The organism is Streptomyces sp. CNQ085, assembly GCF_022614595.1.
In the GTDB taxonomy this organism is placed as follows: Bacteria; Actinomycetota; Actinomycetes; order Streptomycetales; family Streptomycetaceae; genus Streptomyces.
Genome location: NZ_JAJFAU010000120.1, coordinates 1 through 12,994 on the forward strand (window position 1 = coordinate 1; position 12,994 = coordinate 12,994).

Annotated in this window: 16 protein-coding genes; 11 read left to right on the top strand and 5 right to left on the bottom strand. The window is 72.5% G+C overall.

The window, feature by feature from the left end:
* The first annotated feature begins 347 nt into the window (after window positions 1-347).
* The 3 genes from LJ221_RS18315 to LJ221_RS18325 all read left to right on the top strand — a co-directional run bounded on the left by LJ221_RS18315 (window position 348) and on the right by LJ221_RS18325 (window position 2,078).
* Complete coding sequence (locus tag LJ221_RS18315; RefSeq protein ID WP_241717816.1) at window positions 348-683, top strand: YbaB/EbfC family nucleoid-associated protein; 336 nt, start codon at window positions 348-350, stop codon at window positions 681-683.
* A gap of 125 nt (window positions 684-808) precedes the next feature.
* Window positions 809-1,408, top strand: a complete 600-nt coding sequence (recR, locus tag LJ221_RS18320; protein WP_241717817.1) for a recombination mediator RecR — start codon at window positions 809-811, stop codon at window positions 1,406-1,408.
* Window positions 1,401-2,078 carry a DUF5063 domain-containing protein gene (locus tag LJ221_RS18325; RefSeq protein WP_241717818.1) on the top strand — a complete coding sequence of 226 codons (678 nt, stop codon included), beginning with the start codon at window positions 1,401-1,403 and terminating at the stop codon, window positions 2,076-2,078. The genes recR and LJ221_RS18325 overlap by 8 nt, the downstream gene beginning before the upstream one ends.
* A 152-nt stretch (window positions 2,079-2,230) precedes the next feature.
* On the opposite strand, the gene LJ221_RS18330 is transcribed toward LJ221_RS18325, so the two are convergent.
* The 3 genes from LJ221_RS18330 to LJ221_RS18340 are packed head-to-tail and all read right to left on the bottom strand — an operon-like array spanning window position 2,231 to window position 2,921.
* Window positions 2,231-2,467, bottom strand: coding sequence for a hypothetical protein (locus tag LJ221_RS18330; protein WP_241717819.1), 237 nt, complete (start codon window positions 2,465-2,467; stop codon window positions 2,231-2,233).
* Complete coding sequence (locus LJ221_RS18335; protein WP_241717832.1) at window positions 2,464-2,679, bottom strand: hypothetical protein; 216 nt, start codon at window positions 2,677-2,679, stop codon at window positions 2,464-2,466. Before LJ221_RS18335 ends, LJ221_RS18330 begins: the two co-directional genes overlap by 4 nt.
* Entirely contained in the window at window positions 2,676-2,921 is a 246-nt protein-coding gene (locus LJ221_RS18340) for a hypothetical protein (RefSeq protein WP_241717820.1), read from the bottom strand. The genes LJ221_RS18335 and LJ221_RS18340 overlap by 4 nt, the downstream gene beginning before the upstream one ends.
* Before the next feature lie 278 nt (window positions 2,922-3,199).
* Here LJ221_RS18340 and LJ221_RS18345 point away from each other — a divergent pair, with 278 nt between their 5' ends.
* The 3 genes from LJ221_RS18345 (at window position 3,200) to LJ221_RS18355 (ending at window position 5,457) form a co-directional block, all read left to right on the top strand.
* Window positions 3,200-3,586, top strand: coding sequence for a YciI family protein (locus tag LJ221_RS18345; RefSeq protein WP_241717821.1), 387 nt, complete (start codon window positions 3,200-3,202; stop codon window positions 3,584-3,586).
* A 121-nt stretch (window positions 3,587-3,707) separates the two neighbouring features.
* Entirely contained in the window at window positions 3,708-4,910 is a 1,203-nt protein-coding gene (locus tag LJ221_RS18350; RefSeq protein ID WP_241717830.1) for an RNA polymerase sigma factor, read from the top strand.
* A 379-nt stretch (window positions 4,911-5,289) separates the two neighbouring features.
* Entirely contained in the window at window positions 5,290-5,457 is a 168-nt protein-coding gene (locus LJ221_RS18355) for a hypothetical protein (RefSeq protein WP_241717833.1), read from the top strand.
* Between the two features lie 26 nt (window positions 5,458-5,483).
* Here LJ221_RS18355 and LJ221_RS18360 read toward each other — a convergent pair whose 3' ends face one another.
* Window positions 5,484-6,653 (bottom strand): zinc-dependent alcohol dehydrogenase, encoded by a 1,170-nt coding sequence (locus LJ221_RS18360; protein WP_241717822.1) that lies wholly within the window; start codon window positions 6,651-6,653, stop codon window positions 5,484-5,486.
* The gene (locus LJ221_RS18365; RefSeq protein ID WP_241717823.1) at window positions 6,650-7,126 is read right to left on the bottom strand and encodes a hypothetical protein; all 477 of its coding nucleotides are present in this window, start codon (window positions 7,124-7,126) and stop codon (window positions 6,650-6,652) included. The genes LJ221_RS18360 and LJ221_RS18365 overlap by 4 nt, the downstream gene beginning before the upstream one ends.
* Window positions 7,127-7,330: 204 nt before the next feature.
* Here LJ221_RS18365 and LJ221_RS18370 point away from each other — a divergent pair, with 204 nt between their 5' ends.
* The 5 genes from LJ221_RS18370 (at window position 7,331) to LJ221_RS18390 (ending at window position 12,883) form a co-directional block, all read left to right on the top strand.
* Window positions 7,331-7,939 (top strand): Uma2 family endonuclease, encoded by a 609-nt coding sequence (locus LJ221_RS18370; protein WP_241717824.1) that lies wholly within the window; start codon window positions 7,331-7,333, stop codon window positions 7,937-7,939.
* Between the two features lie 205 nt (window positions 7,940-8,144).
* Window positions 8,145-9,416, top strand: a complete 1,272-nt coding sequence (locus LJ221_RS18375) for an aspartate kinase (protein ID WP_241717825.1) — start codon at window positions 8,145-8,147, stop codon at window positions 9,414-9,416.
* Window positions 9,413-10,507: an aspartate-semialdehyde dehydrogenase gene (locus LJ221_RS18380; RefSeq protein ID WP_241717826.1), complete on the top strand. Its 1,095-nt coding sequence runs from the start codon at window positions 9,413-9,415 to the stop codon at window positions 10,505-10,507. The genes LJ221_RS18375 and LJ221_RS18380 overlap by 4 nt, the downstream gene beginning before the upstream one ends.
* A gap of 499 nt (window positions 10,508-11,006) precedes the next feature.
* Window positions 11,007-11,582: a SigE family RNA polymerase sigma factor gene (locus LJ221_RS18385; RefSeq protein WP_241717827.1), complete on the top strand. Its 576-nt coding sequence runs from the start codon at window positions 11,007-11,009 to the stop codon at window positions 11,580-11,582.
* A complete protein-coding gene (locus LJ221_RS18390) occupies window positions 11,579-12,883 on the top strand; it encodes a hypothetical protein (RefSeq protein ID WP_241717828.1) in 1,305 nt (434 codons plus the stop codon). The genes LJ221_RS18385 and LJ221_RS18390 overlap by 4 nt, the downstream gene beginning before the upstream one ends.
* Window positions 12,884-12,994 lie beyond the last annotated feature (111 nt).

Below are 12,994 nucleotides of genomic sequence, written 5' to 3' on the forward strand. Positions count from 1 at the left end.
CGGGCGCCCGGGCCGCGTGGCGAGGCCGAGCCGCCGCCCCCGCCTCCCGTGGCGCCGGAGGACGACATGCCCGCCGAGGACGATCCGGATCTGGACGAGACCGCTCTGTCCGGCCACGACCTGATCGTGCGCGAGCTGGGTGCGACGGTGCTGGAGGAGATGTACCACGAGTGACGCCGACCCGTCCGCCGGCATGTCGCCGGGGGCCGGGATCGTCCGGTCCTCACGAGGCCAACAGGCCGGGGAAGCGCGTACGCTCAGGGGTACGGAGTACCAAAGCGGGCGTGTGCGCTACGAGCACGTGTACGCACCCGCGCACGTCGTCGAGCGAGCCAGGAGCGAATCCCGTGATCCCCGGTGGTGGCCAGCCCAACATGCAGCAGTTGCTTCAGCAGGCGCAGAAGATGCAGCAGGATCTCGCCGCCGCCCAGCAGGAGCTGGCCGACACCGATGTGGAGGGATCGGCGGGCGGTGGCCTGGTGAAGGCCACGGTCTCCGGCTCCGGCGAGCTCAGGGGCCTGGTGATCGACCCCAAGGCGGTGGACCCGGAGGACACCGAGACCCTCGCCGACCTGGTCCTGGCGGCCGTCCGTGACGCGAACGCCGCCGCGCAGGAGCTCCAGCAGCAGAAGCTCGGCCCCCTCGCCCAGGGGCTGGGCGGCATGCCGGGCCTGCCTTTCTGAGAAAGGCCGGGCACGGACCGCGCGCCGGGCGCATGGTGCACCGAAAAGCGGAAACGAGCGTACGGTCAGCGCGGGGACCGTACGGGAGCGACAAGGGCAGAGCGGGAAGAGTGGAGTAGGCGGCCGTGTACGAAGGCGTGGTTCAGGACCTCATCGACGAGTTGGGCAGGCTGCCCGGCGTCGGTCCCAAGAGCGCGCAGCGGATCGCCTTCCACATCCTGCAGGCCGAGCCGGTGGACGTCCGCCGGCTCGCTCACGCGCTGACCGAGGTGAAGGAGAAAGTCCGGTTCTGCGAGGTCTGCGGCAACGTCGCGGAGGCCGAGCGGTGCAGGGTCTGTCTGGACCAGCGCCGCGATCCGTCGGTCATCTGCGTCGTGGAGGAGCCCAAGGACGTCGTGGCCATCGAGCGGACACGCGAGTTCCGGGGGCGCTACCACGTCCTCGGCGGTGCGATCAGCCCGATCGAGGGCGTGGGCCCGGACGATCTGCGGATCAGGGAACTGCTGGCCAGGCTCGCCGACGGCACCGTCACCGAGCTGATCCTGGCCACCGACCCGAACCTCGAAGGGGAGGCCACGGCCACCTACCTCGCGCGCATGGTGTCCTCCATGGGCCTGCGCGTGACCAGGCTGGCCAGCGGCCTCCCCGTCGGAGGGGACCTGGAGTACGCCGACGAGGTCACGCTGGGACGTGCCTTCGAGGGGAGAAGACTGCTCGATGTCTGAAGCCATGCCCGACAACCGCGACCAGGACCTCGGTCAGGACCGCAACCCGGACGACTTCGCGGTGCAGATCGCGGACCAGGTCGAGAGCTTCCTCGTGGCGGTCACCGAGGTGGCCAAGGGGGACGAGCCGGACAGCGCCGTCCCGTACCTGCTGCTGGAGGTGTCCCAGCTGATTCTCGCGGGCGGGCGCCTCGGCGCCCACGAGGACATCGTCCCGGAGGAGCGGTACGAGCCCGACACCGGCCCGGAGCCGGACGTCGACGAGCTGCGCATGCGGCTCGCCAGGCTGCTGGACCCGGTCGACGTCTACTCGGAGGTCTTCGACCCGTATGCGCGCAGCGCCCCGGTCGCCTGCCGCATCTCCGACGACATCGCCGACGTGGTCACCGATCTGCGTCACGGTATGGCCCACTACCGGGCCGGGCGGATCAGCGAGGCGCTGTGGTGGTGGCAGTTCTCCTACCTGTCCAACTGGGGCCCCACCGCCTCCGCGTCCCTGCGTGCCCTGCAGTCGCTGGTGGCCCACGTCCGCCTCGACACCCCCCTCGACGAGCTGGAGGGCCTGGACACGGACACCGACGCCGACGACCTCCAGCTGGAGAGGGAGGCCGGCGCGGTGATGGCGGCGGAGATCGCCGCCCCGCTCGGCATCAGGCAGGCGCGCGACTGACCCGGGCCTGACGGCGCAGGACGGGAACCGGCCCCGGGCCGGGCGTACTCCGCGCCCGGCCCGGGGCGAGACCTCCTTCCTCTCCGCCTGGCCGGAGGCTGACCGCCCGCACCTCGCCGGCTCGGCTGTCCACATGCGCGCGAACCCGCCGGTCACCCTCGCGTCCACGCCCGCCGGGGGCGGTGGATGATCTCACGGCAGGTGTGGCGGGAGGGGGCGCGGTCCGCGTGGGCGAGTGCCCAGCGCTGGACGTCCTGGCAGCCGACGTCCGCCCCCGGTCGACGCCCGCACACCGCGCACTCCATCGCGTACGTGACGGGCTCGGCGCCGGGCTCGGCGCCGGGCTCCAGGGTGCGACTCGCGAGACGGATCACACTGCGCGTGCTCACGGCAGCCTCCTGGTGCGGTCGCGGTTGATCTCGGTCACCCGGGCGCGCAGCTCCTCGCACGTCCCGGCCGGCCGCAGCGCGTGGGCAGGACAGTCCCACTCCAGCCCTCCGCCGGGCGGACGGAGCTGCACCAGCCCGCCCACCGTCCCCATCACCTGCCCCACCCGGTCGCTGCGGTTGTCCACGGCGTACGAGCCGACGACGAGGTTCACCTCTCCTCACCCTCCGTGCCGGGCCGCGTGAGCGCGGCGGCCAGCCGCCGTGCCGTGTCGGGGGTGCAGCGGCCCAGTTCCACCAGCGGCGGCTCGGCCGTCTCGCCCGCGTACGAGACGAGGTCCACGCGCAGCGAGGGAAGCGTGACGCCCGCCTCGCACAACACCTTCCGCAGCTCGTCCACCGCCTCCTCCGCGACGCCGAGCCGTTCACGATCGGCCTGTCGCCCTGTCACGACCACGTCTGACCTCCTATGTGTGCCGAGAGTCCCCGATTAGATACCCAGAGTGGCCGTCGGCGACCGCTCTCGCCAGAGTTAGACCATTTCAGTGACCCTTGGTGAGGGAGTGATGCCATGGCCAGTGGTGGCAGCGGACCGGGCCGGAAGCGGGCCGGGACCGGCCGGAAAAATCCCTGAGAAAAATCCGGGGAGCTGTCGATCCGGTCGTCTCCCGATCGACGCATGGGTGGAGGCGGGAAGAGCGCCCGCCTCCACCCGAAACGAACCGAGGAGCCACCATGCCCCGCTTCATGTCGCTGATCCGCGTCGACGAGCAGAACCTCCCCGCCCAGGCCCCCGACCCCGACTTCGAGAAGCGCATGGGCGCGCTGTTCGAGGAGATCACCAAGGCCGGGGTGATGCTGGACACGGCCGGGCTCGCCCCGACCTCCCAGGGCGCCCGGCTCCACTGGTCGGGCGGGAAGGTCAGCCAGACCGACGGGCCGTTCACCGAGACCAAGGAGGTCGTGGGCGGCTACGCGCTCATCCAGGTCAAGGACCGGGCCGAGGCCCTGGAGTGGACCAGGCGGTTCCTGGAGGTCCACCCGGAGCACTGGAGCGTCACCGCCGAGGTCCGCGAGGTCCAGGAGGGTCCGTCCGACCCGACCGAGCTTCCTTGCCCCTGAGGCCGCGCGGCTGCTCTGATGGGTGGCCGTGACGGGAACGGACGAGATCGACACGACCGGTGCGGACAGCACCGGCAGCACCGGCAGCACCGGCGGTACGACGGCCGAGACGGTCGAGACGGTGTTCAGGATCGAGTCCGCGCGGATCATCGCCGCCGTGGCACGCATCGTGCGGGACGTCGGGCTGGCGGAGGAGATCGCACAGGACGCCCTGGTGGCGGCGTTGGAGCAGTGGCCGGAGGCAGGCGTACCGGAGCGGCCGGGCGCCTGGCTCACGGCCGTCGCCAAGCGGCGCGCGGTCGACCTCGTGCGCCGCGGGGAGACCTACGCGCGCAAGCTGGCAGAGGTCGGGCGGGCACTGGAGGACGCCCCACCGCCGCCCGAGCCCGCCGATCCGGAGGACATCGACGACGACCTGCTGCGGCTGGTCTTCACCGCCTGCCACCCCGTCCTGGCCACGGAGGCCCGGACCGCCCTCACCCTGCGGCTGCTGGGCGGGCTGACGACGCAGGAGATCGCCCGCGCCTTCCTGGCCACGGAGGCGACCGTCGCCCAGCGGATGGTGCGGGCCAAGCGGAAGCTGGCGGCGGCCGGGGTGCCCTTCGAGGTGCCGTACGGCGAGGACCGGGCCGGGCGGCTGTCGTCCGTGCTGGAGGTCGTCTACCTGATCTTCAACGAGGGTTACTCGGCGACGGCCGGCGACGACCTGTGCCGTCCGGCCCTGTGCGAGGACGCGCTGCGCCTGGCGCGCGTGCTGGAGGGGCTGATGCCGGGCGAGCCCGAGGTGCACGGGCTGGCGGCGCTGCTGGAGCTCCAGGCGTCCCGCATCCCGGCGCGCACCGGCCACGGCGGCGAGCCGGTGCTGCTCGCCGACCAGAACCGTGCCAAGTGGAACCGCATGCTGATCCTGCGCGGCCTGGAGGCACTGCGGCGCGCGGGGGAGGGTCCGTACGGCCCGTACTGCCTCCAGGCCGCGATCGCCGCCTGCCACGCGCGGGCGGTGCGGTACGAGGACACCGACTGGGCGGTGATCGCCGCGCTGTACGGGCGGCTGGCGGCGCTGACGCCCTCGCCGGTGGTGGAGCTGAACCGGGCGGTGGCCGTTTCCATGGCCGAGGGGCCCGAGGCGGGGCTGAGGCTGGTGGACGCCCTCACCGGTGAGCCCGCGCTGCGCGGCTACCACCTGCTGCCCAGCGTCCGGGGCGATCTGCTGGAGCGCCTGGGGCGCGGTGAGGAGGCGCGCGCGGAGTTCGAACGCGCCGCTTCCCTGACGCGGAACGAGCGCGAGCGCGAACTGCTGCTGGGGCGCGTCCGGCGCTCGTGACCCGAGCCCCGGACACGGGCGCGTACGCGAGCACGGGCGTGCGAAGTCCGTTGGGGGGAGGGCATTTCACCAGGGAGGTCAGGAGGGTGCGGGGCCCGGGTCTCGGGTTCCGGGATTCGAGCGCTGCCTGTGAGGAATGGGTGGGTTGGTACAACCCGCCCACCCCCCCGCGGCGCGCGTACGACAACCGGGCCTGTGGTGATGACCTGAGGTGAACGGATCGCGACGATGCGTCGCGCCGGTGTGGCGTGCCGATCGAAGAACTCGACCCCCGGCGGTGCGCCAACACCGGTCGGGGGTCTGGCCACCCAGATCGAAGAAGGCGATCCTGTGGCTGCACAAGACCTTGTGCGCCGGCGTGCCCGCGCACAAGCACCCCATGGCGTCACCGGGCTACGGAAAGCGCACCGCACCCGGCCAACGGCCGCGTACGGCGACCGACTTCGCGCGCCTGAGCCGGACGACCCGGCCGTACGGGGCCGTGGTGGAGATCCCCGCCCCGGTCGGGATCACGCTGCGGACGGAGAAGTTCGAGGGCTATGCCTGACATGCCCGCCGGGGACCGTCCGGGGTCTACGGGTGGAAGACCGCGCGTACGCAGCCGTCCTTCTTGTGCTTGAACATGTCGTAGCCCTTGGCCGCCCGGTCCAGGGACATGGTGTGAGTGGCCAGGTGGGCGGTGTCGATCTCGCCGGCGGCGATGCGCTCCAGCAGCATCGGGATGTAGCGCTGGCCGTGCATCTGCGCGCCGCGCAGCGTCAGCCCCTTGTTGACGACCATGCCCAGCGGGAACTTGTCGACCGCTCCGGCGAAGACGCCCAGCACGAAGACGGTGCCGCCCTTGCGGCAGGCGTGGATCGCCTGGCGCACGGCGGTGGGGCGGTCGGTCTGGAGGCGGAGCCGGTGCTTGGCCTGGTCGTAGAGGTGGCCCGGCCCGGTGCTGTGGGCCTCCATGCCGACGGCCTCGATGCACACGTCCGGACCCCGGCCGCCGGTGCGCGTCCGCAGTTCTGCGGCGATGTCGGTGGAGGTGTAGTCGATGGTCTCGGCGCCGGTGTACGTCTCGGCCATCGCCAGCCGCTCGGGGTAGCGGTCGATGCAGATGACGCGCTCGGCGCCCTTGAGGACGGAGGCCCGCGCCGCCATCTGGCCGACAGCGCCGCAGCCCCACACCGCCACCACGTCGCCGGGCCGCACCCCGCCGAGGTCGGCGCCCATCCAGCCGGTGGGCACGGCGTCGGAGGCGAACAGCGCGCTGAGGTCGTCGACGCCCTCGGGGACGGGGAAGGCGCCGTAGTCGGCGAAGGGGACGCGCACGTACTCGGCGTGGCTGCCGCGGACGCCGCCCATGGCGTGCGAGTAGCCGAAGATCCCGGCGGTCTCGTAGCCGAAGAGGGCCTGGCCGATGCCGGGGTTGGTGTTGGTGTTGTCGCACAGCGACCACATGTCGTTGCGGCAGTACCAGCAGCGGCCGCAGCCGATGAAGGAGCACACCACGACCCGGTCGCCGACCCGGTGCCGGCGCACCCCGGAGCCGGTCTCGACCACCTCGCCGACGAACTCGTGCCCGATCACGTCACCGCGCCGCATGGCGGGGATGTAGCCCCCGATGAGGTGCAGGTCCGAGCCGCAGGTGGTGCTCAGCAGCAGCCGTACGACGACGTCCTGGTCGTTGCGGATCTCCGGTTCGGGGATCTGCTCGACCGACAGCTTGTCGATCCCTTCCCAGCACAGAGCCCTCACAGCACTCCCTCCCCGCCGGCGCGCTTCGACGCCAGTGCGACGGCCCTGCCTCCGGCGGTGTCGCCGCGTCCGGTCGGGGGTGCGTCCGGCAGCATCACCTCGCCGGCCTCCAGCAGGGACTTGGCCTCGCGCAGCGCGCGCCGCACTCCCTGGCGCGGGTCCTTGCCCGCGAGCCGGGACGGCGGTGAGGCGGAGACGGGCGGCGCGGGCTCGCGCAGCCGGGCGGCCAGTTCGGTGCCGCGGTCGCCGGGGGCGGGCCGTACGGTGATCTCCAGCGCGTCGCCGAACTCGTCCAGGGGACCGGGCGGGCCGCCGTGGGGCATCACGTCGGTCGGTGCGCGGTCGATGGTCACCACCATCCACCGGCGGCCGTTCCCCCGCGCCCTGCGCCGTGCGGCCGTGGCCCCGCGCAGGGCCGCCGCGCCGGCCCCGGCGCCCGCGAGGACCAGTGCCGTGCGTGCCAGTCGGTTCATGGCCTTCCGCCTCCCGCTCCGTCTGCCGTCGTCCCTCTGCCGTCGTCGCCGTTCGTACCGTCGTTGCAGGGCTGTCCGGGGTACCCCCGTGGGGCGGCGGCCATGCGCGGGACGGGGCGGCCGGACGGGCCGGTGTTCATCCGTACGGGCGATGGAACAGGGAAGTCGCCGGGTAGGCTGACGAGGTCGGCGAGGATACGGCTCATGGGAGCAGTGATGAGTGTCGAGCCCGAGTACGCGTGGCCGCGACCGCCGGCGGGCGGGTACACCGCCGAGGACCTGGACCGGATTCCCGATCTGCCCCCGCACACGGAGCTGATCGACGGGAGCCTCGTCTTCGTGAGTCCGCAGACCGCTTTCCATGCGCGCGCGATGCGCCTGCTGGAGAACCGCCTTCTCCAGGCTGCCCCACCCGAGCTGGACGTCTTCCGGGAGATGACCGTCACCCTCGGGAAGCGGGATCGTCCGGAACCGGACGTCGTGGTCGTCCGGGCCGAGGCGTTGACCAGGCTGCGGCAGACCGGCTTCCGCCCCGAGGACGTCGTCCTGGCCGTCGAGGTGGTATCGGACGACTCCGAGGCACGCGACCGCGAGACCAAGCCGCGCAAGTACGCCGCGGCCGGGATCCCGCACTTCTGGCGGGTGGAGGCAGGGGAGGGGGAGGACGGCGCCGCGAGCCCCGTCGCGTACGTCTTCGAGCTGGAGCCCGCCACCCGGGCCTACGCCGTGACCGGCATCCACCATGAGCGGCTGAAGACGGATGTCCCGTTTCCGGTCGATATCGACCTGACGGCAGTCGCGCGGCGGATGTGAGCTGCGCAACGTTCCCGTGTGAAGAGCCTGTAAACGGGCAGGGGTGCCCGCTGAGCCGGTGCGACGTGGCGCCGCGCCGCGCTGCTTGTGGGCGGTACATCTCACGAGGTGGTAAAGGCGGGGTCGGAAAGGCCTGCTCGGTAAACTGAAGCGACCGCTGGGTTCCTGTACGGGAGCCCCGGAAGACAGATTACGAGGAGCGCACGTGGGCCTTGTCGTGCAGAAGTACGGCGGCTCCTCCGTTGCCGATGCCGAGGGCATCAAGCGCGTTGCCAAGCGGATCGTCGAAGCCAAGAAGAACGGCCACCAGGTGGTCGTCGTGGTTTCGGCGATGGGCGACACGACGGACGAGCTGATCGATCTCGCTGGAGAGGTGTCCCCGGTCACGTCGGGGCGCGAGTTCGACATGCTGCTGACCGCCGGGGAGCGGATCTCCATGGCCCTGCTGGCGATGGCGATCAAATCCCTCGGCCACGAGGCGCAGTCGTTCACCGGGAGCCAGGCGGGCGTCATCACCGACTCCGTCCACAACAAGGCCCGCATCATCGACGTCACGCCGGGCCGTATCAAGACAGCGCTGGACGAGGGCAACATCGCCATCGTCGCCGGTTTCCAGGGCGTGTCCCAGGACAAGAAGGACATCACCACCCTGGGCCGGGGCGGTTCGGACACCACCGCGGTGGCGCTGGCCGCCGCGCTGGACGCCGAGGTCTGCGAGATCTACACCGACGTCGACGGCGTCTTCACCGCCGACCCGCGGGTCGTGAAGAAGGCCCGCAAGATCGACTGGATCTCGTTCGAGGACATGCTGGAGCTGGCCAGCTCCGGCTCCAAGGTGCTGCTGCACCGGTGCGTGGAGTACGCACGCCGTTACAACATCCCGATCCACGTCCGCTCCTCCTTCTCCGGACTGCGGGGCACGTGGGTCAGCAACCAGCCGCAAGGGGACCAGCAGATGGAGCAGGCGCTCATCTCCGGTGTCGCACACGACACCTCCGAGGCGAAGATCACGGTCGTCGGAGTGCCGGACAAGCCGGGCGAGGCCGCGAAGATCTTCCGGGCCATCGCGGACGGCGAACTGAACATCGACATGGTGGTGCAGAACGTCTCCGCCGCGTCCACCGGTCTGACCGACATCTCCTTCACCCTGCCCAAGACCGACGGTCGCCGGGCCATCGAGGCGCTGGAGCGGGCCAAGGCATCCATCGGCTTCGACTCTCTGCGCTACGACGACCAGATCGCCAAGATCTCCCTGGTCGGCGCGGGCATGAAGACCAACCCGGGCGTCACCGCCACCTTCTTCGAGGCGCTCTCGGGCGCCGGGGTCAACATCGAGCTGATCTCGACCTCCGAGATCCGCATCTCGGTCGTCACCCGCAAGGACGACGTCAACGAGGCCGTCCGCGCGGTGCACACCGCGTTCGGCCTGGACAGCGAGAACGACGAGGCGGTCGTCTACGGGGGCACCGGGCGATGACCCCCGCCGGGGGTCTCCCCCGCGTCCCGATCGGTCGCGCCGACCGGCCCACGCTGGCCGTGGTCGGCGCGACCGGGGCCGTCGGCACCGTGCTGCTGGGACTGCTGTCCGAGCGCGCGGACGTCTGGGGGGAGATCCGCCTGGTCGCCTCGGAGCGCTCGGCCGGCCGCGGGCTGACGGTGCGCGGCGAGGAGGCCGACGTCCTCGCCCTGGGCGAGGACGTCTTCGACGGTGTGGACGTCGCTATGTTCGGCGTGCCCGCCGATGTCGCGGCCCACTGGGCGCCGGTGGCCGCGGCCCGGGGCACGGTGGTGGTGGACGACTCCGGCGCGTTCCGGGCGGACCCGGACGTACCGCTGGTCGTCCCCGAGATCAACGCCCACGCGGCGCGGACCAGGCCCCGCGGCATCGTCGCCAATCCCGGCTGCGCCACCCTGACGACGGTCGTGGCACTGGGGGCCCTGCACGCGGAGTGGGGTCTGGAGGAGATGGTCGTCTCCACCTACCAGGCCGTCTCCGAGTCCGGGAGGCGGGGTGTGGAGACCCTGCGCGAGCAGCTCGCGGCCGTGGCCGGCGCGGAGCTGGGCGTCCACCCCGGCGACGTACGGCGCGCGGTGGGCGACACCGGCCCGTACGCGGCGCCGGTCGCGCTCAACGTGGTGCCCTTCTCCGGGACGCCGGCCGAGGACGGCTGGACGGACGAGGAACTGGCGGTCCGCGAGGAGACCCGCAGGATTCTGGGCCTGCCGGGGCTGCGGGTCACCGCCACCTGTGTGCGGGTGCCCGTGGTCACCACCCACTCGGCGTCGGTGCACGCACGCTTCGAGGACGAGGTCTCGGTGGCGAAGGCGCACGAGATCCTGGCGAACGCGCCGGGCGTGGTGGTGTGCGACGATCCGGCGGTCGGCGAGTTCCCCACCCCGGCCGACGCGGTCGGCACCGATCCCGCCTGGGTGGGGCGGGTGCGGTGCTCGCCGGACGACCAGCGGGCGCTGGAGCTGTTCGTGTGCGGCGACAACCTCCGCAAGGGCGCCGCGCTCAACATGGCGCAGATCGGCGAGCTGATCGCGGCCGAGCGCGCCGGAGAATGACCGGAAATCGCTGTCGATTCCCGTCGGCGCCCCATCTGTTTCCGCCTGTCCCCGTCGGCTTTCACCGGCTTTCACCGGCCCCGCTGCGGCCGGACAGGACACGGTGGGCGGACGGCGGGCCGTGTGCTCCGCCGCCGGCGGCCACCGGTGGCCGGATCCGGGCACTGCGGAGTCAGTTGTGAAGGACTTGTAATGAAGTCATACCCAGTAACCGCTTGATCCGGACCAGCCTTCTGGATGAGGATTTTCCCTCGCATGCCCGGAACCGCGATCCGGGCGCGGGCGTCTCTCGTTTCGCTGCCGGAAGCCGAAGGCGCCTGTTCGGCGGCGGAGAGGAAGAGGTGGTACGCATGCGGTCGTCCGGTTCGCCGGAAAGAACGACGCTCCGCGCGTACAACCCTGACGGGGGGAAGCGTGTCCAACAGGCGTGGCAGAGGCACTCGGAATCGCAACGGCGCCCGTACGGGTCCCCGCGGGCGACGGCACGCCCGGCAGGGGCATGCCCGTGATCGCTCCCTGGTCGGCTTCCCGTCCCGCACGGCTCCCCTCGCAGCCGAGGGACGCTGACGGCACGATGGCAGCGGGCGCCACCGTCGACCACCTCACAGAGACCTACCGGGCCCACTACCGCTCCCTGCTCGGGCTCGCCGCCCTGCTGCTCGACGACACCGCGTCCTGCGAGGACGTGGTGCAGGAGGCGTTCATCCGTGTGCACTCCGCGCGCAGGCGGGTGCGGGAGCCGGAGAAGACACTGGCGTATCTGCGCCAGACCGTCGTCAACCTCTCCCGGTCCATGCTGCGCCGCCGCATCCTGGGGCTGAAGCTGCTCTCCAAGCCGATGCCGGACATGGCCAGCGCGGAGGAGGGCGCGTACGCGCGCATCGAGCAGGACGAGTTGAAGAAGGCGCTGCGCAAGCTCCAGCGCCGCCAGCGGGAGGTGCTGGTCCTGCGGTACTTCGCGGACATGACCGAGGCGCAGGTCGCCGAGACGCTCGGCATCTCGCTCGGCTCGGTGAAGGCATACGGCTCCCGGGGCATCGCCGCCCTGCGGGTCGCGATGGAGGCGCCCGCATGAGCGGCGGCGGACGGCACGAGGAACAGCGCGACCTGCGGGGGGGGGCCGGAGACGGCGCGGGCGGGGGGCGGGAGGGACGGGAGTCGGCCGAGAGCGGCTCGGCGGGCGAGGACCCGGCCGGCCCGGCGGACACTCCGGCGGATCCCGCCGACCCGGTGGACCCGGACGGCCTGGACGAGCGGTCGCTGCGGCTGATGCTGCGCGGCGCCGTCGAGGACGTCGCGCCGGCCCCGGACGCCCTCGAGCGCCTCCACCACGCCGTACCCGCCCGCCGCGCCCGTCGCAGGCAGCTGGCGGTCGGGGCGGTCGCGGTCGGCCTCGTCATCGGCGTGGCCACCCCCGCTCTGGTGCAGAGCGGCGTCATCAACCGGGTCCTGGACGGCAACGCCACCAACGCCGCCAGTGCCCGGGACCCGCGGGAGGGGGCCGAGGCGGGCGGCCGGAGCGGCGACGCCGCGGAGCAGGACACCGGCCGGCGGTCCGCGGGCGACGGACGGCAGGACACGGCGGGATCGCGCGACGGCTCCGGCAGGGACGGCTCCGCGTCGTCCTCCGAGACCGGCGACGCACTCGGCCCGACCTCGCCGAGCTGCCTGCGCTCCCAGATCGGTGACGGCGGCTCCGCGGTGAGCCCCGCCGACGCGGACGGTCATGTGTACGGGGTCTTCAGGATCACGAACGTCTCCGACGCCTCCTGCCTGGTGGACGAATCCGACACCGTCACCGCCACCCCGGTGGGCGCCGCCGACCCGACCGGCTTCGGCGTCGTCGACCACACCCTTGGCGGCAGGGCGGCCAAGCTGCCCGACCCCCAGCTCGAACCGGGCTCGTTCGTCCTGGAACCGGGCCGCTCGTACGTGGTGCGGTTCGCCTGGGTGCCGCGCGATGGCGGCGGTGTCACCGGCTGCCCGGTCTCCCCCGGCCCGGATCCGACGGCTCCCGGCGGCTCCTCCGCGGGGACGGATTCCGGCGGCGGCACCGGCGGAGGAGGAGGGGGCACCGGCGGCAGTGGCGGCCCAAACTCCTCCGCGGGCGCCGACACCGGCGGCGGCGCGGCGCCCCCCGACGGCGGCCAGGGCAGCGAGGGCGGCGACACCGTCGAGGAGCCCACCGAGAGCAGCGGCAGCGGCGTCAGCCCCCAGCTCGCGTACGACAGCGGAGGCTCCGGTCCGGGCGCCGCGGCGGCCTCGGTCGTCCTGCGCTACGTGCCCGCGGCGGGGGAGCCGCGCATCGGCAGGATCGAGATCGCCGGGGCCTGCGCCGGGACGGTGTACCGCACCGGCCCCGTACCGGAGAGCTGACGCACAGCGGGCCCGCGCGCGGCGGGGGCGGATGGGCCGCCCCCGACGAGCGGTGGGGCGAGAAGGTCCACGCCTTCGTCGTACCCGTAGCCGGGCAGGAACCCTCCCCAC